Raw genomic sequence first — 23,570 nt, forward strand, 5'->3', positions numbered from 1 at the left:
CAGCTCTTCATCCTGGAAGATGTGACCGGGGCGGGCAAGACCGAGGCGGCGCTGGTCTTGACGCATCGCTTGCTGCAGGCGGGCGCAGCCGACGGCTTCTACTTTGGCTTGCCGACCATGGCTACGTCCAATGCCATGTTCAATCGCGTGGCGGACTACTACTTGCAGATGCTGCGCCGGCCTGATGGCTCGGCGCCCAGCATCGTGCTGGCGCATGGTGCCCGGGACATGCATCCGGCGTTCAGACAGGCCGTGCAGGCGCAGGATCAGGACGATGGAATGTACGCCAGCGGAGACGAGACGGCGACCATGCGGTGCAATCAGTGGCTGGGGGATTCACGCAAGAAGGCGCTGCTGGCCCCGGTTGGGGTGGGTACCATAGACCAGGCCTTGTTGGCGGTCCTGCCGCGCAAGCATCAGTCCTTGCGCCTGCTGGGTCTGAGCAGGAAAGTGCTGGTGTTCGACGAAGTGCATGCCGCCGACGCCTATATGTGTGTTCCCCGCGCAAGCGGGGATGAACCGATCGCGTTGCGAATCGCGTTACGCTGGGCCGGGTGTTCCCCGCGCAAGCGGGGATGAACCGTTGGCGGCACGGTCATTCTGGCGTCTGATCGGCGTGTTCCCCGCGCAAGCGGGGATGAACCGGGTATCTCGATGAGGCGTACTGGGTGACACCAGTGTTCCCCGCGCAAGCGGGGATGAACCGGCGTCGGGTGCGGATTGCAGGCCATTCATTTCGTGTTCCCCGCGCAAGCGGGGATGAACCGCGGAGACAGTGACACGATGTCCTCCGAGGTGAGTGTTCCCCGCGCAAGCGGGGATGAACCGATCATGGTCAGACGGCGCATCATGATCGTAATGTGTTCCCCGCGCAAGCGGGGATGAACCGGCACGCGGGAACTCGTCGCCCACAATACCGGTGTGTTCCCCGCGCAAGCGGGGATGAACCGGCCGTAGATCCACCTCTGATCCTCGCGGACGAGTGTTCCCCGCACAAGCGGGGATGACCCGACGCAGCAGGCGCTCAACCAGGTGCTGTACGGGTGTTCCCCGCGCAAGCGGGGAATGAGCGGTCAGGGCAACAGATTCCGTGCGTATTCCTGGCGCACGACTTCCACCCATTGCTCGATGGGCTGCGGGGGACTGAGCAGGTAGCCTTGCAGGGCGTGGCAGCCGCGGCGCAGCAGGAAGGCTTTCTGCTGTTCGTTCTCGATGCCTTCGGCCACCACGTGCAGGCGCAGCTGGCGGGCCATGGCCAGCACGGTGCGCACGATGGCGTTGGCGTCCTGTTCAAGGGGCACGCCCACGATCAGGCTGCGGTCTATCTTCAGTTCGTACAGCGGCAGGCGGCTGATGGCCGCCAGGTTGGAGTAGCCGGTGCCGAAGTCGTCCATGGAAAAGCGTATGCCCAGGCCGGTCAGTTCGCGCATCATGGCGCTGGCCGAGACGAAGTCCTCCATCAGCACGCCTTCGGTGATCTCGAAGATCAGGCGGTGGGCGGGCGCGCCGTTGCTCTCCAGGATCTGGCGGGTGCGGGCGGCGAAGTCGGGACGGCGGAACTGGATGGGGCTGACGTTGAGGGAGATGGGAAAGGCGGCCGGCTGGGTCTGCAGCAGCAGGTCGCAGACCGCGGCCATGATCCAGTCTCCCAGGGGCGTGATCAGGTCGGAGCTCTCCGCCAGGGGAATGAACAGGTTGGGCGTCAGGACGCCGCGCGTGGGGTGGTGCCAGCGCAGCAGCACTTCCGCGCCGCTGATGCGCCCCAGCTTGTCGTACTGTGATTGCACGAACAGGCGCAGTTGGTCCGAGCCTATGGCAAAGCTCAGGTCGTGCAGCAGCGTCAGATGCTCTTCCAGAGCTTCCTGCATGCCCGGTTCGTACAAGGTGATCTGGTTGCGGCCGCTTTCCTTGGAGCGGTACATGGCCGTATCGGCCTGGCGCATCAGTTCTTCGGCGCTCAGGGTCTTGTCGGTGATCAGCGCCAGGCCGATGCTGCTGCTGCTCAGATAGGAATGGCCTTCGATGATGTAAGGCTCTTCCAGGCGCGCGCGCAATTGTTCGGCAAAGTCCAGCGCCTGTTGCCGGCATTGGTCCAGGGAGCCCGGCCGCAGCATCTTCAGGATGACGAACTCGTCGCCGCCCAGGCGCGCCACGATGTCCTGCGCATCGATCAGCAGCGAGAGGCGGCGCGCCACCAGGCGCAGCAGCGAATCGCCGATGGCGTGGCCGCGCGCGTCGTTGATGTGCTTGAAGCGGTCCAGGTCCAGGAAGTACAGGGCGCTGGGTTTCTGGCAGGGTTCCACGGTCAGCAGATGCTGTTCCAGTCGTTGCAGCAGCAGGCGGCGGTTGGGCAGTTCGGTCAGCGGGTCGTAGAAGGGAAGGCGGTAGTTCTCCGACTGCGTGGCCTTCAGGGCCGAGATGTTCGTGGAGATCCCGTACAGCACCATTTGCTGCGTGTCCGGATCCCGCACGGGCATCTTGACGGAGAAGAACGTGGCCCGCACCTCGCCCTTGCGGTCGCGGACGATTTCTTCGGCGGCCAGCCGCTCCCCGCTGTAGAGTACCTGCTCGTCGTTGCGGCGGAATTCGTTGATGGTTTGCTTGTTGGCGTACAGGTCCTGATCGGTCTTGCCCACGATGCTCTGGGCGGTGTAGTTCAGGTCCTCGCACATCTTGCGGTTGGCGTACAGGTAGCGGAAATGGCTGTCCTTGATGAAGACATAGGCGTCGATCGCATCCAGTACGGTGTGCATGCGGTGCTCGGTCCGCACCAGTTTCTGGCGCTGGCGGCGCAGGCCGCCGCGCATCAGGTAGAGCGTCAGCAGGGCGACCGCCAGCAGCGCGGCCAGGATCGTCAGCGAGGGCATGATCCAGGGCTTGGGCGGCTTCTCGATCAGCCGTATGCCCCATTGGCTCAGTGTGTCGGTGTAGAAGGTATCGGCCTTGTCCTGCCATTGCTTGAGCTGTGCGTCGATGGCGGCCAGCAGTTCGGGATGGTGGCCCTTGGCGGTGACGTAGTAGGAACTGGTGGGCTCGAAGCGGATGGCGGTGTTCTTCAGGCCGTAGTCGCCGGCGTAGCGCAGGCCGAAGAGATGGCCCACCACGGCGGCGTCGGCCTGATCACGGCGCACCAGCTCCAGCGCGTCGGCCTGCGAGGAGGCCGTGACGATCTGGGCTTGCAGGTCCAGGTTCTCCAGGATGGCGTTCAACTGGGTCAGTTGCAAGGTGCCGGCCATGACCGCGATGCGCTTGCCTTTCAGGTCGTTGATGGCCCGGATCAGGGTGTCGTTGGCCGTGAATATCTGCGACCAGTCCTCCAGCGCCGGCGTGGCGTGGAAACTGTAGAGCGCTTCGCGCATGCGGTTGTGGGCCACGCCCGGCACCAGGTCGACCAGGCCGCTTTGCAGGGCATTGAGGCATTGCTGCCATTCGCACTGGACGGTTTCTATGGTCCAGCCCTGGCGCCGCGCGATCTCCAGCAGCAGCTCTCCCAGGATGCCCGCGGGCCTGGCCTGGCCGTCCAGGAACAGCTTGGGCGGATTGTCGTAGACGCCCACCCGTACCAGCGTGGGCTGGGCCTGCGCCGCCCCCGGCATGGCCAGCGGCGCCAGCAGGGCGATCGCCGCCCCGCCCAGCGCGTAAGTCGCCCGGCGCAGCGCAAGATGAAGAAGGCGGGGCAGATTCATGATGAAAGGGCCGGAAAAAACAGGCAATCAGGGAGTAGGGCGGACATGCAACAATGGTGCGTCTAGATTAACTGAATATCAGGACGCGGGGCAGCGGCGCCCGCATCCCGGAATCAAATTGCAGGAGCAAGACATCGTGAGTCAGGAAACATTGGACGTTCGGGTCAGGGGCAAGGTGCAGGGCGTGGGCTTCAGGGCGGCCGCCGTGCGGCATGCGCATCTGTATGGGGTGAACGGCTGGGTCAGCAACGCGGCGGACGGCTCCGTGGAGCTGGTGCTGCAGGGCGACCCTGACCAGTTGGACCGTATGGTCAGTTGGCTGCACCGCGGGCCCGATCTGGCCGTGGTGGAACAGGTGGATCTGCAGCGGTCTTATTCGGACAAGCAATACGGGAGCTTCCAGATCCGCTGACCGCTTCCCCGGATCTTGGCTGGATATTTTAAATATTAAGCATTGATTTTGCTGCGTTTATCTGCGGGCAAACCCTGAGAAAACATTTGTTTTTTCAGTCCTTGTTCAGGTTAACATGCGTTTTATCCTGTTCCAGGAGACCTGTGGTGGACGCAATGGAACCCCTGGCCCGGCTGCAGCGCGCCTTGCCCGAGCTGACTCCCGAACTGCGCCGCGCCGCCCATTGGGTGGAGCAGCATCCGGTTGAAGTCGGCCTGTGGTCGATGCGCAAGCAGGCGCAAGCCCTGTCCCTGGCGCCGGCGACCATGCTGCGCCTGGCGCGGGCCGCGGGCTACGACAGCTACGACAGCTTCCGCGCGCCGTTCCAGCAGGCCTTGCACAACGGCACGGGCAGCATGGCCAGCCGGGCGCGCGGCCTGCAGGGCGGGCGGGAGAATCCGCGCCAGACCCTGGCCTTGCGCCATCAGCAGGAGTCCGCCCTGGCGTCGGTGCTGCGGCTCAATCCGGTGCCGGCGCTGGACGCGGCGGCACAATGCCTGCTGGAGTCGCGCAAGGTGGGGTTTCTGGGAATGGGTTCGAGCTTCGGCTGTGCGTTCCAGATGCATTACGCCTACCAGCTCATGCGCGGCAGCGGCGTGCTGCTCAACCGTTCGGCCGACGTCATCCTGGAACTGGAGGGCGCCCTGGGCAGGCAGTCCGTGCTGGTGGTGATCAGCCAGGCGCCCTATGTGCGCGCGGCGGTGCAGAGCATGCGCCAGGCCCGGGAGCGCGGCGTGACGGTGGTGGCGCTGACCGACAGCGCGCTGTCCCCGATCGCGCAGGGGGCGCGGCACGTGCTGCTGTTCGAGGCGGTGCCCGGCGAGCGCCAGCCCGCGAGTTTTTTTCATTCCATGGTCGGCCCGGTAGCCTTGGCCGAGCATTTGCTGGCCCGCATCGCCGCCATGGGCGGCGATACCGTGGTGCAGCGCCTGACGCGCATGGAATCCATGCTCCAGGCACAGCAGATCTACTGGCGGGAGGCAGGCAGCGCTTGAGCGCGCCGGCCTTCTGCATGGACCCCGCCTGGGGGTCCGAACGCGACATTCCGGCGGCCCGCCTTCACAAGAGGACGGGCGCCAGACAGTGAAAACCGGCCCGAGTGCCGGCCATTAAACCGGGGACATCCCCAAAGGGAGAGAGAGTGATGCGTCACGTATTCAAAAAAACAGGCAAGAAAACGTCCTTGGCGCTGACCGCCGCCGCGGCCATGTGCGCCATGCTGGCCAGCCCGCTGCCGGCCAGCGCGCAGCAGAAGTTCGTGAGCATCGGCACGGGCGGAGTGACCGGCGTGTACTACGCGGCCGGCGGCGCCATCTGCCGGCTGGTGAACAAGGACCGCTCCGATCACGGCGTGCGCTGCTCGGTCGAATCCACGGGCGGCTCGGTGTTCAATGTGAACACCATCAAGGCCAAGGAGCTGGACCTGGGCGTGGTGCAGTCGGACGTGGGCTACAACGCCTACAACGGCGAAGGCCAGTTCAAGGATGCGGGCGCCTTCAAGAAGCTTCGTTCGGTTTTCTCCATCCACCCCGAGCCCTTCACGGTTCTGTCGCGCAAGGAAGCCAATATCCAGAAGTTCGAGGACTTCAAGGGCAAGCGCTTCAATGTGGGCAATCCCGGCTCGGGCACCCGCGCCTCCATGGACCAGTTGCTGCAGGCCATGGGCCTGGACAACAGCTTCTTCTCGCTGGCTTCCGAGCTGCGCCCCGACGAGCACGGCCCGGCCCTGTGCGACGGCAAGATCGACGGCTTCATCTACGGCGTGGGCCACCCCTCGGCCAACATCCAGGATCCCACCACGTCCTGCGGCGCCAAGCTCGTGCCGCTGACCGGCGCGGCGGTGGACAAGCTGGTGGAAACCTACCCCTACTACGCCAAGGCCACCATCCCCGGCGGCCTGTACCCCAACAATCCCGACGATACCCAGACCTACGGCGTGCTGGCCACCTTCGTCACCTCGGAAGACGTGCCGGACGAAGCGGTCTACACCGTGGTCAAGGCCGTGTTCGACAACTTCGACGACTTCAAGCGTCTGCATCCGGCGTTTGCCAATCTGAAGAAGGAAGACATGGTCAAGAACGGCTTGTCGGCTCCCCTGCATCCCGGCGCGGAGAAGTACTTCAAGGAAAAAGGGCTGCTGTAAATCCGCGTTGCCGCCGACCGGTTCAGGCCGGTCGGGGCAGGCGTGCCGGGCCGCTGCGGCGGCCTGCCTGAACCAGGACCGTCCCTTCGGACGGTCTTCCTGATCGGGCGCCCGCGGGCGCCGGTCCGGCCCGACCGGATCAAGAGCCAGGCTTTCCTGGAGACGAAGCGATGACACGACAAGAACACCAAGAAGCAGGGCCCGACCTGGCCCTGACGCAGAACGAGACGGCCGAGCTGGAACAGCTGGTCGCCGATGTGGACCGGGGCGGCCGCTCCGTGGCCGGCGTCGCCGGCATGATCCTGTTCCTGACCGCCGTGGGCTGGTCCCTGTTCCAGCTCTGGTATGCCTCGCCCATACCCTTCGCCCTGAACCTGGGCATCTTCAATGACACCGAGGCGCGCGCCCTGCACCTGGGCATCGCCATGTTCCTGGCCTACCTGGCTTATCCGGCGCGCAAGAAATCGGCCCGTGATCGCATCCCGGCGCACGACTGGCTGCTGGCGCTGGTCGCGGCCTTCTGCGGCTCCTACCTGTTCTTCTTCTACAAGGAGCTGGCCATGCGGCCGGGCATTCCCACCACCATGGACGTGGTGGTGGCCAGCGCCGGCCTGGTGCTGCTGCTGGAAGCCACGCGCCGCTCGCTGGGCGCGCCCATGGCCGTGCTCGCGGTGATCTTCATCGCCTATATCTTCCTGGGCCCCTGGCTGCCCGATGCGCTCTCGCATCGCGGCGCTTCCCTGGAGCGCCTGGTCTCGCACATGTGGCTGACCACCGAAGGCGTCTACGGCGTGGCCCTGGGCGTGTCGGTGTCCTACATCTTCATCTTCGTGCTGCTGGGCTCCCTGCTGGACCGTTGCGGCGCGGGCAATTACATGATGCAGGTGTCCTTCGCCCTGCTGGGCCACCTGCGCGGCGGACCGGCCAAGGTGGCCGTGATGTCCTCGGCGGTGAACGGCATCGTGTCGGCCTCGTCGGTGGCCAACGTGGTCACGGGCGGCATCTTCACCATTCCGCTGATGAAAAAGGCGGGTTACGGCGGCATCCGCGCCGGCGCCATCGAAACCGCCTCGTCGGTGAACGGCCAGATCATGCCGCCGGTGATGGGCGCGGCGGCCTTTCTGATGATCGAGTACGTCGGCATTCCCTACACCGACATCATCCGCCACGCCTTGCTGCCGGCCGTGATTTCCTACATCGCCCTGTTCTACATCGTGCACCTGGAGGCGCTCAAGCTGGGCATCAAGCCCATGATGGGTTCGGGCGCGACCAGGACCATGGGCCAGAAACTGGCCGGCTGGGGCATGGGCATTGCCGGCACGCTCATCGTGATGGGCCTGGTGTACTGGATAGGCGTGGGCGTGCAGGCGGCGGCCGGCGAGGCGGCGATCTGGATCCTGCTGTTCCTGCTGCTGGTGCTGTACGTGTTCCTGCTGGGCGTGGCGGCGCGCCACGATGACCTGCCCACCGATATCAATGTGACCAATCCGGTGCGCCCCGAACCCTGGCCCACGGTGCGGGCCGGCCTGTATTTCCTGATCCCGATCGGCATCCTGGTCTGGTGCCTGACAGTGGAAGTCATGTCCGCCGGCTTGTCCGCCTTCTGTGCGGTAATGGCCATGCTGTTCCCAATGGTCACCCAGCGGCCGCTGATCGCCTGGTTCCGCAAGCAAGCGCTGGCCGAGCCCGCCCGTCAGGGGCTGCGCGAAGCCGTGGTCGGCCTGCAGGAAGGCGCTCGCAACATGGTGGGCATAGGCATTGCCTGCGGCACGGCCGGCCTTATCGTGGGCGCCATCACGCTGACGGGTCTGGGCCTGCGCATGACGGCCTTCGTGGAACTGGTCTCCATGGGCAATGTGCTGGCCATGCTCTTCTTCACGGCGGCGGTCTGCCTGGTGCTGGGGTTGGGCATGCCCACCACGGCCAACTACATCCTGATGGCCACGCTGATGGCCCCCGTGGTGGTGGAACTGGGTGCGCAAAGCGGCATGGTGATCCCGCTGATCGCGGTGCACATGTTCGTGTTCTATTACGGCATCATGGCGGACATCACGCCGCCGGTCGGCCTGGCCACCTTCGCGGCGGCCGCCATCTCGGGCGAGGACCCCATCAAGACCGGCATCCAGGGCGTGACCTATGCCATGCGCACGGCCGTACTGCCCTTCATGTTCATCTTCAACCCCATGCTGCTGCTGATCGGCATACACAGCACCTGGGAGCTGATCCTGGTGGTGGTGGGCGCCACGGTGGCCTCCATGGCGTTCTCGGCGGCCACCATGCGCTGGTTCCGCACCCGAGCCACCTGGCTGGAGGTCGCGCTGCTGCTGGCGGCCACGTTCATGCTGTTCCGTCCCGACTGGTTCATGAATCACATGGCCGACAAGTATCAGAGTCGTCCGCCCGCGGAGCTGATGCAGGTCGTCGAGCAATTGCCGCCCGGCGCCAACCTGGTGGTGCAACTGGCCGGCATGAACCTGGAAGGCGACGAGCTGCAGAAGACGGTGGCCGTGGCGGTGCCCGGCCTGCCCGACGGCGACACGGCCACCGGTGCGGCGGCCGCCACCAGGCGCCTGTCCATGGCCGGCCTGACAGTCATGGCCTTCGGCGACACGGCCCAGATCGCCTCGGTGTCCTTCGGCAGCCCGGCGCGCCGCGCCGGATGGGAGCAGGGCTGGGACATCCAGCAGGTCAAGGTGCCGAATCCGGATCGGCCGTCCGAGTTCTGGGTCTTCATCCCGGCCTTCCTGATCCTGGCCTGGCTGTGGGTGCGCCAGGGCGTGCGCATGCGGCGCGCCCCGGCGGGCCGAGCCGCCGTCCCGGCTTGAACCCGTGCCGCAGCCTGCTCTCCGGCGGGCTGCGGTAGTAAACTGGATGGCATGGATTGTCCGGCCCGCCTGTCCGGCGGGCTTTTTTGTTTTATCTGAACATTAATGTGAACAAAGCCCGGCCGCCCGTGCCGGCGCGCGACGGCGTGACGCCCAGCAAGGTCTGGTGCCCGCGCGGCCCCTGGCGCACGCTGGATGATTTTCTGCTGGAACGCTTTCCCCACGTCAGCCCTGCGCTGCTGCGCGAGCGCCTGGCGCGCGGCGACATCCTGGATAGCGAAGGCCGTGTGCAGCAGTCCGGCTCGCACTACCAGCCCGACCGCTGGCTCTGGTACTTCCGCATGGTGGAGGACGAGCGCCCGGTGCCTTTCGACATGCCCATTCTGCATGCCGACGAGCGCCTGATCGCCGTGGACAAGCCGCACTTCCTGGCGACCACGCCGGGCGGGCGCTATCTGCTGGAGACGGCGCTCACGCGGGTGCGCCGCCATTTCGGCGAGGACGGCATCACTCCCTTGCACGCGCCTGGATCGGGAGACGGCCGGCATCCTGCTGTTCTGCCGCGATCCGGCCTTGCGCGGCGCCTACCAGTCTCTGTTCCAGCAGGGCCGCGTGGACAAGGAGTACGAAGCCGTCGCGCCTTTTCTGGACCTGCCGGCCGCCGGCCGGACCTACGCCAGCCGCATGGAGGAAGTGCCCGGCCTGTTCGTGATGCGCGAGGCGGAGGGCGAACCCAACAGCCGCACGGACATCGTGCGCGAGCGCGACTGGTTCGACGGACAGGGCCGCCGCCTGGCCTTGTACCGGCTGCGGCCCCACAGCGGGCGCAAGCATCAGTTGCGCCTGCACATGAGCAGCCTGGGCGCGCCCATCCTGAATGATGTGTTCTATCCCGACCTGCTGCCGCCGCGCGAGGACGACGACTTCGATCAGCCTTTGCAATTGCTGGCGCGGCATATCGCCTTCATCGATCCGGTCAGCGGGCAGGAGCGCTGCTTCAGCAGCGAGCGCTGCCTGCACTGCGTGCCGTCTGGCAGTATGGCGTGAGTCGTCGGTGCGGGTCAGCAGTCGACTGCCGCTGACCCTGAAGCAGAATTTATTCCAGAGTCGATCGCTTACGGGGAATACGCTCGTTGACTCTCAAACGCTCTCAATTCCTTTTCCAGGGCGGGAGAGGCCAAGTTACCCAGCCGCCGGAACGCCCCTTCCAGATGGGCCATGTCGCGGGCTGAGGCGTTGAACTGCTCAAAGTACGGTTTCCAGCCTCTGGTCACGACCCATACTTCATGCAGAGCGCCAATCGCTTCTCGGCGACTGGAAAAGTACACGGGCCAACGGGTCATGAGATTATCCAGTGTGGCCAGCCTTCCTTGCTCGCCCAGCTCGAGATGTAAATAGCGCTCGCTGGCCACCGTATTCATGGGCAGCACATCGTATAGCGGACTCAGTCTCCATCCTCCGCCGGCAAGGTCATAGATAAACGCATGATTTCGCAAGTGATCGTCGTTGTTGTTGACGAAGATGTTCAGGGCCTGACGCTTGAATAACTCACGCAAATCCCGGGCGATGAAGGCGGGCAAGCACCGCTCGCGCAGCTTCAGGGCAAGCGCTTGATAGGAGCTCTCACGAGCCCCGTATTCATCGATGCCCATGAGCGTCATGGCCGAGCAAAAGCCGATGCGTCCCTCGACGACGGACGCATCTTGCTCGGAGGGTACCGGCAGCCAGCCATCATGGCCAATCGGTGGAACAGCCCCTGGCGTTGCCCAATAACGATCAAACCTTCGGATGAAAAGCACCTGGGCGCTGCCCACATGCTGAATATGGACGGGAGGCACGCACAGGCCCGCCGCACGCGCCAGCTCCAAGGTGCCTGCTTCGAGCACGGCGTTGGATACGCGATCAGACCTTGACGGAAATTTGGCCAGCCACAGCACGCCGCGGTCGTCCCGAACAGAAGCCTTGGGACGCGCTCCGCCGGCGCTGCCCAGCCCTTCAAAGCATCCGGCCAGATCCTCGCCTATGTCTTCATCGTTTTCAATGCGGTCCGCCGCTTCAAGCAGCCGCTCAAGCGTCAGCTCTCTTGCTGCAGGTGCTTTTGCAGGTGAAGTGAGGGCGAGTCGAATATCCAGGGCGCCTACCCGGTCCACGCCGGCCTCGAGCAAATAGGCCACCTCCGGCAGCACGCCCGACCCCACCTTCAGCTTGTTTTCGATGACACGCCGCCCCCAGGCATCCGGAGCTGCATCGCGCAGTCCTCCAAACTCCTTGAGTCCTGGCAAAGTAAAATGCCTCTTCCCGCCTTGTTCGCGGGCAAGGGGTAGCGCCGCAGGGTCTATCTCGATAGCGTTGCGGCGCTGTACATACCGCCTGCCGTAGGTAAAGCTGGGCGCGTCAGAAGCGGCGTCTTCCAACAGTCCTGCCGGAACAAAGTCGTTTCCCTTATCCACGTCGGCCACGTGCGCAAACACAGCCACCTCATTGGGCGGCCGACTGTAGGGATTGCGCGACTTAGAAGTCATACTTGTCCTTGGCCGAGTCCGGAGTCATTGGGCTGGATAAGTTCTTTCCTGCATTGGGTCTGTCATCCTCAGCTTGAGCCTTGTCCTGGCCGACATGCGTATTCTTGGCGCTGAGACCTCGCGATCTCAGGGGCTTGCTGGCGCTGCTTTTGGATACACGCTGCACCCTGGTCGCGTTATTGAAATTGCGAACAGCGCCGGACTCGCCATTGAGCAGCCCCGATAACGTAAGCTCTGGTTCCATCGCATGCAGGTAGCGCAGTATCTGAGACAGGGTTCGACTTTCGTTGCCTTGTTCAAGCAAGACAGCGGTGGAGCGAGAAACGCCGGCACGCGCGGCCACGTCGCTTTGGGTCATCCCGTGGGCGACGCGCAGTTGATGGAGCTTTCGGCCAATGGTTTTGGCCTCTTCCAAGCGTTTGGCCGGTGTGCGCTGTGCTTCATCGTATTTCATGATTTTTACCCTTCACTGACGTCGAGTTCACCTCGGGCTGCTCTGAAAGAAGTGCAGGCTCAAGGATGGCTTCAATGTCTGCAATAACAGTCTTTAGTAAAGCTAAAGACTGATATCAGCAACATTGTAGGTAAAGTCCCAGTACTTGGATAGCCTGATCAGGCAATTAATGTTTGCAATAACAGTCCTTAATATTGACAAGGACTATTATTGCAAACATTGAGGGTTTTGGTTTTCTTGGTCTGCCACGCCTCTGGCGCATCGATCCGCCGATGGCCAATCGCGTATGTACTTCAGGCTCAGTAAGTGCGGAACAGTTCCTGCAGCTCGTTCCCGTCCAGCTGCGCGGCCAGGCCCAGCATCAGCAGGATGCGCGCTTTCTGGGCAGGCAGCCAGTGGGCGGCGATGGTGTGGTGGTCCTGGTCATAGGCGCTGTCGGTGACCGGGCCGGCGTGGATGCGCGAGGCCCGCACGCAGACCACGCCCAGGCGGTGCGCGCGGCTGACCCCTTCCAGGGTGCCGGGCGTCAGGCTGCCGTTGCCGGTGGCCGCCACCACGATGCCGCGCACGCCGTTCTGGGCGGCGCTGCGGTACAGCTCGGCCAGCGTGTCCGGATGATCATAGAAGACCTGCACCCTGGGCAGCGCGGCCAGCCCGCGTACGTCGAAGCGGCTGTCCAGCGTGTGCGGCAGCAGGCAGCGCATGGCAAAGCGCGCCTGGCCGGCGGCGACCAGGCCCAGGGGGCCGGCGTCGGGCGAGCCGAAGGCGCTGGTCTGGGTGGTGTGCTGCTTGCTCAGGAAGCGGGCGCTGTGGATCTGGTCGTTCAGCAGCACCAGCACGCCCTGGCCCTGCGCCTGGGGGGCGCAGGCCACGCGCACGGCGTTGTACAGGTTCAGCGGACCATCCGCGCTCAGCGCCGAGGCCGGACGCATGGCCGCGGTCAGGACCACGGGCTTGCGGGTCTTGAGCGTCAGGTGCAGGAAGAAGGCGCTTTCCTCCAGCGTGTCCGTGCCGTGGGTCAGCACCACGCCGTCCAGGTCCGGGCGGGCCAGCAATTCATTGAGTGTCCGGGACAGCTCCAGCAGCATGAGCGAGCTCATGGCGCGGCTGTCCACATTGAAGACCTGATGGCATTCCAGCTCGGCCAGGTCCTGGATCTCGGGCACGGCATGCAGCAGGGCGTGCACGCCTTCGGTGATGTCGTAGTCGGTCAGTCCCGTGCTGGACTGCGTGGTGGCGGCGATGGTGCCGCCCGTGCCCACCAGGGCCAGTCTTGGACGGGACGCGCTGGGCTTGGCGGTCATGGTCAGCGGCGCACTTTCAGCCAGCGTTCCACCAGGTGGACGCCGGACAGCAGGGTGAAGTTGATCAGCAGGTACAGCAGGCCCGCGATCACGAAGGTTTCGATGATGGCGTAGTTCTGGTTCATCAGCCGCTTGGCGTGGCCGGTCAGGTCCATCACCGCGATGGTGGAAGCCAGGCTGGTGCCCTTGATGGCCAGCACGATCTCGTTGCTGTAGGCGGGCAGGGCCTGGCGTATGGCCAGCGGAAAAGCCACGCGCCGAAAGCGCGTCCAGACCGACATGCAGATGGCCTTGGCGGCTTCGATCTGGCCGGTGGGGATGGCCTGGAAGCCGCCCCGGAACACTTCGCCCACGTAGGCGCCGCTGTTCAGGCCTATGGCCAGGATGGCGCAGCGCATGCCGTCGCTGAACAGCCACCACAGGGCGGGAGAATGGCGCACGAAGGGCAGGGTGCCCACGCCGTAATACAGCAGAAAGAGCTGCACCAGCAAGGGAGTGCCGCGAAACAGCGTGCTGTAGCCGAAGGCGAAGCCCCGCAGGGCGCGGTTGCCCGATTGGCGCATCAGCGCCAGCGACAGGCCCACGGCCAGCGACAGCACGATGCCCCACAGGCCGATGTAAACGCTCAGGCCAAAGCCCTTGAACAGGGTCTGCAGCGTGGTGGTGAACAGGTCCAGGTCTATCATGCCCGGGCCCTCATGCCTTTGCCGGTGTAGCGTTCGGCCAGCACGAACAGCGCCTGGCTGAGCGCGCCGATCAGGAAATACAGCACCCCGGCGATCAGGTACATGGCCATGGGCTCGCGGGTGCTGGCCGCGCCCAGGGTGGCCGCGCGCATGATCTCCACCAGGCCCACGAGGGAGATCAGGGCGGTGTCCTTCAGGGCGGTCTGCCAGACATTGTTGGCGCCGGGCAGGGCGTACCAGAACATCTGCGGCAGGATGATGCGCTTCAGGCGCATCCAGGCCGGCATGCCGATGGCCTTGGCGGCTTCGATCTGGCCCTCGGGGATGGCCTGCAGGGCGCCGCGAAAGACTTCCACGCTATAGGATCCGGCGATCAGGCCTATGGCCAGCACGCCGACCAGCGCCGGGAACCAGCGCGTCATGGCGTCTTCCCAGCGCATCAGGTCGGCCAGGTCCGACATGGCCTGGACCGAACCGAAGAACAGCAGGTAGATGATGAGCAGCTCGGGGATGCTGCGCACCACCGTGGTGTACAGGCTGACCAGCCCGCGCAGCCAGCGCGGGCCGGAGGTCTTGATGCTGGCTCCCGTTATGCCGATGACCACGCCCAGCGCCATGCCCAGAATGGATATGACCAGCGTCATCATCACGCCGCGCAGGAACATCCAGCCCCAGCCCTCGCGCAGCACGTTGAAAATGGTGTCTAGCATCAAGTGGTGCTTCTCGGATTATTTCTTGCAGATCTCGTAGTTGGAGATGTCGATGTCGAACCACTTCTCGCTGGAGGACTTGATGGTGCCGTCTTCGATCAGCTTGCACAGGGCGGCGTCCACCTTGGCCTTGAGTTCGGCGTTGTCCTTGTGGATGCCCACGGCGATGCCGTAGCCCAGCGTTTCAGGATCGGACGAGCCCTTGATCACCAGCTTGGACAGCGCGAAGTTCTCCTCGCCCACCTTGTGCAGGAACTTGGACTGCGAGGTCAGGTCGGCGAAGGTGCCGTCCAGGCGGCCGGCGTCCAGGTCGATCTGCATCTGGTCCAGCGTGTCGTAGTTCTTGACCGTGGTCTTGGGGGCCATCTTGCTCAGGTAGGCGCCGTGCGTGGTGCCGCCCTGCACGCCGATGGTCTTGCCGGCCAGGCCGTCGAAAATGGTCTGTTCCTTGTCGGCGTTGACCAGTTCGCTCTTCTTGGGCAGCACGAAGATCGCGTCTTCCACGGCGTAGGGGATGCTGAAGTTGATGCGCTTGGCGCGCTCGGGCGTGTAGGACATGCCCGAGATGATCAGGTCAAAGCGCTTGGCGTCCAGCGAGGGGATCAGGCTGTCGAAGGCCTGGACCACGAATTTGCAGTCGGCGCCCAGTTGCTTGCACAGGGCCTGGCCGACATCGGCGTCAAAGCCCGTGACCTTGCCGGCGGCGTCCACCATGCTCCATGGCGGGTAGCCGCCTTCGGTGCCGATCTTCAGGGTGTCGGCCACGGCCGCCTGGCTGCCCAGCAGGGCCAGGCTGGCGCAGATCAGGGTCTTGCTGATGAATTTCATGGTCTGGCTCTCCTTTGTAGATGGGCTGGCGGCGGGCCGCGTGTGTCCGGGGCGCCGTCCCAGCCGGTGTCGTGTTGAGGAAGCAGTGATCTTACTGCATGGGCTGCAAAAATTGACGCAGGCGCTCCGAACAGGGCGCATCGAACAACTGCCGGGGCAGGCCGGATTCCTCGACCAGGCCGTTGTGCATGAAGACGGTCTGGCTGGAGACTTCGCGGGCGAAGTTCATCTCGTGGGTGACCAGGATCATGGTGCGGCCTTCCTCGGCCAGCTGGCGGATGACGCGCAGCACCTCGCCGACCATCTCGGGATCCAGGGCGGAAGTGGGTTCGTCGAACAGCAGCACCTCCGGGTCCATGGCCAGGGCGCGGGCGATGGCCACGCGCTGCTGCTGGCCGCCGGAGAGCTCGGCGGGGTAGGCGTCGCACTTGTTGCTCAGGCCCACCTTGGCCAGCAGCTCGCGCGCGTAGTCGGCGGCTTCGTGGGCGGGGCGGCGCTTGACGTGGAAAGGCCCTTCGGTGACGTTCTGCAGCACCGTGCGATGCGACCACAGGTTGAAATTCTGGAAGACCATGCCCAGCCGGGCGCGCACCTGTTCCAGCAGGCGGGGATCGTCGCTGACGCAGATCCCCTTGCGGTTGCGATGGCTGCGCAGGATGTCGGCGCCGATCTGGACTTCGCCCTGGTCGGGTACGACCAGGTGGTTGACGCAGCGCAGCAGCGTGCTTTTGCCTGAGCCGGACGCACCGATGATGGACAGCACGTCGCCTTTGTGGGCGCTGAGCGAAATGCCCTTGAGAACCTCGTTGCTGCCGAAGCGCTTGTGGATGTCGCGTACTTGGACGGCCGCGTTCGTGTCAGTGTGGCTCACAGGCACTTCCTTGCGGTCGAATGGAAAGGGGAAAGCGTTTCATACGGGTGTCATGTCGTGATTACCCCGATTTTAACGCTTTCCCCGTCTTCAGGCCGTACAGGGTCTATCCCACCTTGCTAAAAAAGTAGTATAGACATTTAATACTGTGCCTCAAGGATAGAGGCCGCGCACCTGGCGCGACTCCAGGATGCGGGCGCAGCCCACGATGAAGGCCGCCGTGCGCAGGGTGACGTTGTGCTCCCTGGCCACCGCCGCCATGGCGTTGTAGGCCGAGCGCATCATGTGGCCCAGGCGCGCGTTGATCTCGTCCTCGGTCCAGAAGAAGCTGGAGAAGTCCTGCACCCATTCGAAGTAGGACACCGTGACCCCGCCGGCGTTGGCGACCACGTCGGGCACGATGACCACCCCTTTGTCGTTCAGGATGTCGTCGGCTTCGGGGGTGGTCGGGCCGTTGGCGCCTTCGACGATGATGCGCGCCCGGATGCCTTCCGCATTGTCCTTGTTGATCTGGCCTTCCAGGGCCGCGGGGATGAGCAGATCGGTCTCGATGTGCCAGAACTGCTCGTCGGAGATGGCTTCGGTGTTGGGCGCGCCGGCCACGCCCTTGTTCTGTTCCACATGATCGAGCAGGGCCAGCACGTCCAGTCCGTTGGCGTTGTAGACCGTGCCGGTGTGGTCCTGCACGGCCAGCACCTTGGCGCCGGCCTCCTGGAACAGGCGCGCGGCCGTGCCGCCCACGTTGCCGAAGCCCTGCACGATGATGCGCGCGCCGTTCACGTCTATGCCGGCGTCGCGCGCGGCCTCGCAGCCCACGGTGAACACCCCACGGCCGGTGGCTTCCACGCGGCCCAGGCTGCCGCCCAGCGAAACGGGCTTGCCCGTGACCACGCCGGTGGAGGTGCCGCCGATGTTCATGGAATATGTGTCCATCATCCAGGCCATGGTCTGGGCGTTGGTGTTCACGTCAGGGGCGGGAATGTCCTTGTTGGGCCCGATGATGACCCCGATCTCGCTGGTGTAGCGGCGCGTGACGCGCTCCAGCTCCGCCGGCGAATAGTTGCGCGGATCGATGCGTATGCCGCCCTTGGCGCCGCCAAAGGGCAGGTTGACCGCCGCCGACTTGACGGACATCCAGGCGGCCAGCGCCATGACTTCGGACAGGGTGACGTCCTGGTGGTAGCGCACGCCGCCCTTGCCGGGCCCGCGCGAGGTGTTGTGCTGGACGCGGTAGCCCTCGAAGTGGGCCACGGTGCCGTCGTCCAGTTCGATGGGCACGTCCACGATCAGGGTGCGCTTGGGGCGCTTGAGTGTTTCCACCCAGCGGGACAGCTTGCCCAGGTAGGGAGTGACCCGCTCCACTTGTTCGAGATAAATACCCCAGGGACCGATGTTGTCGGGGTTGAGGTAAGACGGCAGGGCATGAGTGGGACGATCTGTCATGGGCTCCTCGATTGGGCTGGAAGACGGGAAAAAAGTTGCGGGTATGGACGTGGGGTCGGGTCGGGAAAAGGTTGAAAGAAGGCGCCGCGTGCATCAGCGCGGGGCGGCTGCAAGAGGTATGCTATCGGAAATGACCGGTCTTGTGTTTGCCGTCTCCGGTCGCGGTTTACCTAAAGCCTGTGCCTCCGATGTCCATTCCCCAATCTCCCCTGAGCGCGCGTCTGGCGCAATTGCGCGAGCGTATCGAACTGGCCTGCCGGCAGGCTGGCCGCGAACCCGGTTCGGTGGCTCTGCTGCCGGTCAGCAAGACCTTTCCGGCCGACGTGCTTGCGCAGGCCCTGGACCTGGGGCTGCATCGCCTGGGCGAGAACAAGCTGCAGGAGATCCGCGACAAGCAGGCGCAATCGGCCGGCCGCGACGTGCAATGGGTGATGATAGGCCATTTGCAGACCAACAAGGCCAAGGACGCCGCCCGGCTGGCTGCGGAAGTCCAGTCCCTGGACCGGCTCTCGCTGGCGCAGGAGCTGGACCGGCGCCTGCAGCTCGAGCAGCGCAGCCTGGACGTGCTGATCCAGGTCAAGACCTCCCCGGAGGAAAGCAAGTTCGGCCTGCCGCCCGAGGACCTGCCGGCCTTCATGCAGGCGCTGCGCTCCCTGGACGCCTTGCGGGTGCGCGGCCTGATGACCATGGCGGTGAACAGCCCGGATCCGCAGGCCGTGCGGGCCTGTTTCCGCCAGTTGCGGCAGTGGCGCGACCGCCTCCAGGACCTGGGCCACGAACAGGTGCAGCGCCTGTCCATGGGCATGAGCGGCGACTTCGAGCTGGCCATCCAGGAAGGCTCCACCGAGGTGCGCGTGGGTTCGGCCCTGTTCGGCGCCCGCGATTACGCCTGAGGCGGTATCCGCATCGCTCCTAATGCCGCGCGCCCGAACCCTGGCGCATAATGTCCCGGCGCACCCGCCCATGGGGTGCAACGACCCGACTATAAAAAAGGGCGCCGCGCGCGCCCTTGCACAAAGACTGAGGAGACATCATGCGCTGGAAGATTTACGGAGCTGGACTGATGCTGGCGGGCGCCGGCTTGACGGGCGCGGCCATGGCGGCGGAGTGGCCGCAATCGCCGGTGCAGTGGGTGGTGCCGTATCCGGCCGGCGGCGGCTCGGACGTGATCGCCCGCCTGGTGGCCAAGCAGCTGGAGACCACGCTGGGCCAGAGCCTGATCGTGGAGAACAAGCCGGGGGCGGCCACCATCATCGGCGCGACCTACGTGGCCAACGCCAAGCCGGACGGCTATACGGTGGGCACGGCCGATTCGGGCACGCTGGCCTACAACGCCTCCATGTACCGCTCCTTGCAATACGATCCGGCCAAGTTCACCTATGTGGGCGGGCTGGCGCGTTTTCCGCTGATGCTGGCGGTGCCGCAGGAATCCCCCTTCAAGACGCTGGACGAACTGCTGGCGGCCGCCCGGGCCGAGCCTGAGAAGCTGACCGCTTCGTCGGCGGGCAGCGGCTCGCCCCATCATCTGGCGCTGGAGATGTTCAAGCAGCTGACCGGCACGCAGATCGTCCACGTGCCCTACAAGGGCGCGGCGCCCGCGATCCAGGACCTGCTGGGCCGCCAGGTGGACATGTCCTTCGTGGATTCGGCCGCCGCCCTGTCCAACATCAAGGCGGGCAAGCTGCGCGTGCTGGCCGTGGCCACGCCCAAGCGCATCGATCTGCTGCCCGAGGTGCCGACCATGGCCGAGGCGGGCGTGAAGAGCTTCCACGCCTATGCCTGGCAGGGCATGGTCGGTCCGCACGACATGGACGTCCAGGCGCGCCAGCGCATGAGCGAAGCCCTGATGCAGGCCTTGCAGGACCCCGCCGTGTCGCAGCGCATCCGCGACATGGGAGTGGAGCCCATGCCCATGTCGCCGGACGAGTTCCGCAAGTTCGCCGAACGCGAGCGAACCGAATGGGCGGCGGTGATCCGGCGCGCCGACATCCGCCTGGACTAGGAGGGCCGGCTCAGGCTGCCTGGACGTCCCCGTAATGCTTCAGGGCGTCCAGGTCCAGCACCTGGACGGCGCCGTATTCGATCAGCAGCAGGCCCTCGCTTTCCAGCTGGCGCAAGGCCTGGTTGGCGCGCTGGCGCGAGACGCGGGCCAGGTAGCCGATCTCCTCCTGGGTGATGTCCAGGCGCGGGCCCTTGCCGGGATACAGCAGCGGGTTGAAGAGCTCGGCCAGGCAGCGCGCCACGCGGGCGTCGGGAGTGGAGAGGCGGTCGTATTCGGCCTTGCCGATGAACTGCGCGACGCGCTCGTTGAGCTGATGCAGGAGGTAGCGATTGAAAGCGATGCTCTGGTCCAGCAGGTCGTTGAAGGTGCGCGCCGGCAGCCGGGCGACCTGGCTGGCGCGCAAGGCCACCACGTCGTACTTGCGTTCCTCGTCCTTGAGCAGGGAGCCTTCGCCTATCCAGCCCCCGGCGGGCACGCCGGTCAGCGAGGCGATCTTGCCGTCGGGATTGCCCACGGACACCTTGATCAGGCCGGACATCACGCCCAGCCAGGCCGTGGCGCGCTCGCCCTTGCGCTCGATGATGGCGCCGGCCTCGTACAAGGTGACCAGGGTGTCGCGCCGCACGCGCTCCTGCAGCTCGGGAGCCAGCAGGCCGAACCAGGCTGCGCGCTCGGGCAGGGCGTCTAGAACATGCATGAGGATTAACCCTAGATAAAGGTGGAATGTCATGTCCGTGACAGTTGCGCGGACAGGCAGTCGATACCTTGATTGACAACAGGATGCAAACAGCAGACTGACACAGAGAAAGTCTTCCCTGGCAATCATAAGCAGCCCCCTGGACCATAACAAGCCGGGAAAATTCGGAGGAGACATGGTTGTTCGGACGGATGAAGGGCAGGCGGCCGGCATTCCCGGCACCTTTCCCGCGTGGATAGATCATCATGCCCGGGTGCGCGGCGGCAAGGTCGCCATGCGCGAAAAAGACCTGGGCATCTGGCAGACCTGGACCTGGACGCAGGTGGCCGGGCAGGCCGAACAGTTGGCCGCGGGCCTGGCTGGCCTGGGCGTGCGCGACGGCCAGCACGTGGCCGGGATCGGGGAGAACCGGCCCCGCCTTTACCTGGCCATGATGGCCGCCCAGATGCTGGGCGCCGTGCCGGTGCCGCTCTACCAGGACGCCGTGGCGCAGGAGATGCTGCACGTGCTGCGCGACGCCGGCATCCGGGTGGCGGTGGTCGAGGACCAGGAGCAGGTGGACAAGCTGCTGGAAGTCTGGGATCAGTGCCCGGACCTGAGCCACGTGATCTACGACGATCCGCGCGGCCTGCGCAACTATCGCCAGGCGCAGTTGCAGGACATCGAGCGCGTGATGGAGCTGGGGCGCACCCGGCTGGCCGATGAGCCCGACAGCGTGCGCCGCATCTGGCAGGCGCTGAGTCCGGACCAGACGGCCGCCATGTTCTACACCTCCGGCACCACCGGCAAGCCCAAGGGCGTGGTGCTGACCCATGCCGCCCTGATCGACCGCGCCCTGGCCATCCAGGACATGGAGTCGCTGACCGACCGCGAAGAGGTGCTGGCCTACCTGCCGCCGGCCTGGATCGGGCAGAACATGTTCTCCTACACGCAGTTCCTGGTGACCGGCTTCACGGTCAACCACCCCGAATCACCGGGCACCGTGTCCATCGACCTGCACGACATCGGCCCGACCTATTATTTTGCCCCGCCGCGCGTGCTGGAAGGCCTGCTGACGCAGGTGACCATACGCATGGAGGACGCCGGCGCGATCAAGCGCGCCCTGTACCGGCGCTGCATGGACCTGGCCCGTCGCGTGGGCGTGCGCATCCTGGACGGAGCGCGCGATGTGAGCGCCTGGGACCGCCTGCGCTACGCCCTGGGCAATGTGCTGATCTACGGCCCCTTGCGCAATGCCCTGGGCATGAGCCGGGTGCGCGTGGCCTATACCGCGGGCGAGGCCATCGGGCCGGACCTGTTCGACTTCTATCGCTCCATCGGCATCAACCTGAAGCAGTTGTACGGCTCCACCGAGACCTCCGTGTTCGTCTGCGTGCAGGAAGATGGGCAGGTGCGCGCCGACACGGTGGGCCCGCCCGTGCGCGGCGTGGAGATCCGCGTGGCCGACAACGGCGAGATCCAGGTGCGCAGCCCCGGCCTGTTCAAGGAGTACTACCGCAATCCGGAATCCACCGCCGAGTCCTTCACGGAGGACGGCTGGTATCACACGGGCGATGCCGGCTACCTGGACGGCGATGGGCAGTTGAAGATCATCGATCGCGCCAAGGACGTGGGCAAGCTGGCCGACGGCTCGCTGTTCGCGCCCAAGTACATCGAGAACAAGCTCAAGTTCTTCCCGTTCATCAAGGAAGCCGTGGCCTTCGGCGCGGGCCAGGAGCAGGTCTGCGCTTTCATCAACATCGATCTGGAGGCGGTGGGCAACTGGGCCGAGCGCCGCAACCTGCCCTACGCAGGCTACACCGACCTGGCCTCCAAGCCCGAGGTCTACGCCCTGATCCGCGATTGCGTGGCCCAGGTCAACGCGGACCTGGCCGCCGACCCCAAGCTGGCCGGCTCCTGCATCCGCGCCTTCCTGATCCTGCACAAGGAGCTGGATCCGGACGACGATGAATTGACGCGCACCCGCAAGGTGCGGCGCGGCTTCATCGCGCAGAAGTACGAGGTGCTGGTGCAGGCCCTGTTCAAGGGGCTGGACCACCAGTACGTGGAAACCGAGGTGAAATTCGAAGACGGCCGCACGGGCCGCATCGCGGCGGACCTGCGCATCGAGCGCATGCCGGACGCGGCCGGGAGGAGCATGTGATGAATGAGGCGCAGACGCAGGAACGGCGCATCGGGCCGGTGGTGCTGGACCTGAAGAACATTTCCCTGGCCTTCGGTGGGGTCAAGGCCCTGACGGACATCTCGTTCGACATACGCGAGCACGAGATCCGCTCCATCATCGGCCCCAACGGCGCGGGCAAGAGCTCCATGCTGAACGTCATCAACGGGGTGTATGCGCCGCAAAAGGGCGAGATCGTGCTGCGCGACCGCGTGTATGCGCGCATGAATTCGCGTCATACGGCCGAGCAGGGCATTGCCCGCACCTTCCAGAACCTGGCGCTGTTCAAGGGCATGAGCGTGCTGGACAACATCATGACGGGCCGCAACCTGCACATGAAGAGCGGCGTGCTGGCCCAGGCGTTCCGGCTGGGCCGCGCCGAGCGCGAGGAAATCCGCAACCGCGAATACGTGGAGGGCATCATCGATTTCCTGGAGATCCAGGCCTATCGCAAGACGCCGGTGGGCCGCCTGCCCTACGGGCTGCAAAAGCGCGTCGACCTGGGCCGGGCGCTGGCCATGCAGCCCAGCATCCTGCTGCTGGACGAGCCCATGGCGGGCATGAACATCGAGGAAAAGCAGGACATGTGCCGCTTCATCCTGGACGTGAACGAGGAATACGGCACCACAATCGTGGTGATCGAGCACGACATGGGCGTGGTCATGGACATCTCCGACCGGGTCGTGGTGCTGGACTACGGCAAGAAGATCGGCGACGGCGCGCCCGATGAGGTGCGGCAGAATCCGGACGTCATCCGCGCCTATCTGGGCGCCGGCCACTGAGAGGA

Annotated in this window: 20 protein-coding genes and 1 CRISPR repeat array; of the genes, 9 read left to right on the forward strand and 11 right to left on the reverse strand. The window is 65.1% G+C overall.

Annotated features, from left to right (window positions below; all coding sequences use genetic code 11):
- Positions 1 to 336: 336 nt before the first annotated feature.
- Positions 337 to 474 (reverse strand): hypothetical protein, encoded by a 138-nt coding sequence (locus tag ACWPWO_RS01245; protein ID WP_454003799.1) that lies wholly within the window; start codon positions 472 to 474, stop codon positions 337 to 339.
- 19 nt (positions 475 to 493) lie between these two features.
- Positions 494 to 1,072: direct repeats of the CRISPR family, unit length 29 nt; unit sequence GTGTTCCCCGCGCAAGCGGGGATGAACCG.
- Position 1,073: 1 nt separating this feature from the next.
- Entirely contained in the window at positions 1,074 to 3,686 is a 2,613-nt protein-coding gene (locus ACWPWO_RS01250) for an EAL domain-containing protein (protein WP_454003801.1), read from the reverse strand.
- A 136-nt stretch (positions 3,687 to 3,822) separates the two neighbouring features.
- Here ACWPWO_RS01250 and ACWPWO_RS01255 point away from each other — a divergent pair, with 136 nt between their 5' ends.
- The 5 genes from ACWPWO_RS01255 (at position 3,823) to ACWPWO_RS01275 (ending at position 10,152) form a co-directional block, all read left to right on the forward strand.
- A complete protein-coding gene (locus tag ACWPWO_RS01255; RefSeq protein WP_454003803.1) occupies positions 3,823 to 4,098 on the forward strand; it encodes an acylphosphatase in 276 nt (91 codons plus the stop codon).
- Between the two features lie 155 nt (positions 4,099 to 4,253).
- Positions 4,254 to 5,132, forward strand: a complete 879-nt coding sequence (locus ACWPWO_RS01260) for a MurR/RpiR family transcriptional regulator (protein ID WP_454006221.1) — start codon at positions 4,254 to 4,256, stop codon at positions 5,130 to 5,132.
- Positions 5,133 to 5,281: 149 nt separating this feature from the next.
- Positions 5,282 to 6,280: a TAXI family TRAP transporter solute-binding subunit gene (locus ACWPWO_RS01265; protein WP_394063327.1), complete on the forward strand. Its 999-nt coding sequence runs from the start codon at positions 5,282 to 5,284 to the stop codon at positions 6,278 to 6,280.
- A 170-nt stretch (positions 6,281 to 6,450) separates the two neighbouring features.
- A complete protein-coding gene (locus ACWPWO_RS01270) occupies positions 6,451 to 9,105 on the forward strand; it encodes a TRAP transporter permease (RefSeq protein WP_454003806.1) in 2,655 nt (884 codons plus the stop codon).
- A gap of 573 nt (positions 9,106 to 9,678) precedes the next feature.
- Complete coding sequence (locus ACWPWO_RS01275) at positions 9,679 to 10,152, forward strand: pseudouridine synthase (RefSeq protein ID WP_454003807.1); 474 nt, start codon at positions 9,679 to 9,681, stop codon at positions 10,150 to 10,152.
- A 68-nt stretch (positions 10,153 to 10,220) separates the two neighbouring features.
- On the opposite strand, the gene ACWPWO_RS01280 is transcribed toward ACWPWO_RS01275, so the two are convergent.
- The 8 genes from ACWPWO_RS01280 to ACWPWO_RS01315 all read right to left on the reverse strand — a co-directional run bounded on the left by ACWPWO_RS01280 (position 10,221) and on the right by ACWPWO_RS01315 (position 17,923).
- On the reverse strand, positions 10,221 to 11,627 hold the full coding sequence (locus ACWPWO_RS01280; RefSeq protein ID WP_454003809.1) for a type II toxin-antitoxin system HipA family toxin: 1,407 nt from the start codon (positions 11,625 to 11,627) through the stop codon (positions 10,221 to 10,223).
- Positions 11,617 to 12,081, reverse strand: coding sequence for a helix-turn-helix domain-containing protein (locus ACWPWO_RS01285; protein WP_454003811.1), 465 nt, complete (start codon positions 12,079 to 12,081; stop codon positions 11,617 to 11,619). The genes ACWPWO_RS01280 and ACWPWO_RS01285 overlap by 11 nt, the downstream gene beginning before the upstream one ends.
- 299 nt (positions 12,082 to 12,380) lie before the next feature.
- Positions 12,381 to 13,385 carry an asparaginase gene (locus tag ACWPWO_RS01290; protein WP_454003814.1) on the reverse strand — a complete coding sequence of 335 codons (1,005 nt, stop codon included), beginning with the start codon at positions 13,383 to 13,385 and terminating at the stop codon, positions 12,381 to 12,383.
- Positions 13,386 to 13,387: 2 nt separating this feature from the next.
- The gene (locus tag ACWPWO_RS01295; protein WP_454003815.1) at positions 13,388 to 14,071 is read right to left on the reverse strand and encodes an ABC transporter permease; all 684 of its coding nucleotides are present in this window, start codon (positions 14,069 to 14,071) and stop codon (positions 13,388 to 13,390) included.
- Positions 14,068 to 14,781, reverse strand: coding sequence for an ABC transporter permease (locus ACWPWO_RS01300; protein WP_394063337.1), 714 nt, complete (start codon positions 14,779 to 14,781; stop codon positions 14,068 to 14,070). The genes ACWPWO_RS01295 and ACWPWO_RS01300 overlap by 4 nt, the downstream gene beginning before the upstream one ends.
- 18 nt (positions 14,782 to 14,799) lie before the next feature.
- Positions 14,800 to 15,609 carry a transporter substrate-binding domain-containing protein gene (locus ACWPWO_RS01305; protein ID WP_454003817.1) on the reverse strand — a complete coding sequence of 270 codons (810 nt, stop codon included), beginning with the start codon at positions 15,607 to 15,609 and terminating at the stop codon, positions 14,800 to 14,802.
- A gap of 91 nt (positions 15,610 to 15,700) precedes the next feature.
- Positions 15,701 to 16,480, reverse strand: coding sequence for an ABC transporter ATP-binding protein (locus tag ACWPWO_RS01310; protein ID WP_454003819.1), 780 nt, complete (start codon positions 16,478 to 16,480; stop codon positions 15,701 to 15,703).
- A 153-nt stretch (positions 16,481 to 16,633) separates the two neighbouring features.
- Positions 16,634 to 17,923, reverse strand: coding sequence for a Glu/Leu/Phe/Val family dehydrogenase (locus tag ACWPWO_RS01315; protein WP_454003821.1), 1,290 nt, complete (start codon positions 17,921 to 17,923; stop codon positions 16,634 to 16,636).
- Positions 17,924 to 18,111: 188 nt separating this feature from the next.
- Between ACWPWO_RS01315 and ACWPWO_RS01320 the strand changes: the two genes are divergently transcribed.
- Both ACWPWO_RS01320 and ACWPWO_RS01325 read left to right on the forward strand, forming a co-directional pair.
- A complete protein-coding gene (locus ACWPWO_RS01320) occupies positions 18,112 to 18,816 on the forward strand; it encodes a YggS family pyridoxal phosphate-dependent enzyme (protein WP_454003823.1) in 705 nt (234 codons plus the stop codon).
- 140 nt (positions 18,817 to 18,956) lie between these two features.
- Complete coding sequence (locus ACWPWO_RS01325) at positions 18,957 to 19,925, forward strand: Bug family tripartite tricarboxylate transporter substrate binding protein (RefSeq protein WP_454003824.1); 969 nt, start codon at positions 18,957 to 18,959, stop codon at positions 19,923 to 19,925.
- Between the two features lie 10 nt (positions 19,926 to 19,935).
- Here the strand turns inward: ACWPWO_RS01325 and ACWPWO_RS01330 are convergent, their stop codons facing one another.
- Positions 19,936 to 20,622, reverse strand: coding sequence for a Crp/Fnr family transcriptional regulator (locus ACWPWO_RS01330; protein ID WP_454003826.1), 687 nt, complete (start codon positions 20,620 to 20,622; stop codon positions 19,936 to 19,938).
- A 175-nt stretch (positions 20,623 to 20,797) separates the two neighbouring features.
- Between ACWPWO_RS01330 and ACWPWO_RS01335 the strand changes: the two genes are divergently transcribed.
- Positions 20,798 to 22,765, forward strand: coding sequence for an AMP-dependent synthetase/ligase (locus ACWPWO_RS01335; protein ID WP_454003827.1), 1,968 nt, complete (start codon positions 20,798 to 20,800; stop codon positions 22,763 to 22,765).
- Positions 22,765 to 23,565: an ABC transporter ATP-binding protein gene (locus tag ACWPWO_RS01340; RefSeq protein ID WP_454003830.1), complete on the forward strand. Its 801-nt coding sequence runs from the start codon at positions 22,765 to 22,767 to the stop codon at positions 23,563 to 23,565. The genes ACWPWO_RS01335 and ACWPWO_RS01340 overlap by 1 nt, the downstream gene beginning before the upstream one ends.
- The last annotated feature ends 5 nt before the right edge of the window (positions 23,566 to 23,570 follow it).

It is taken from the genome of Alcaligenes sp. Marseille-Q7550, from assembly GCF_965112015.1.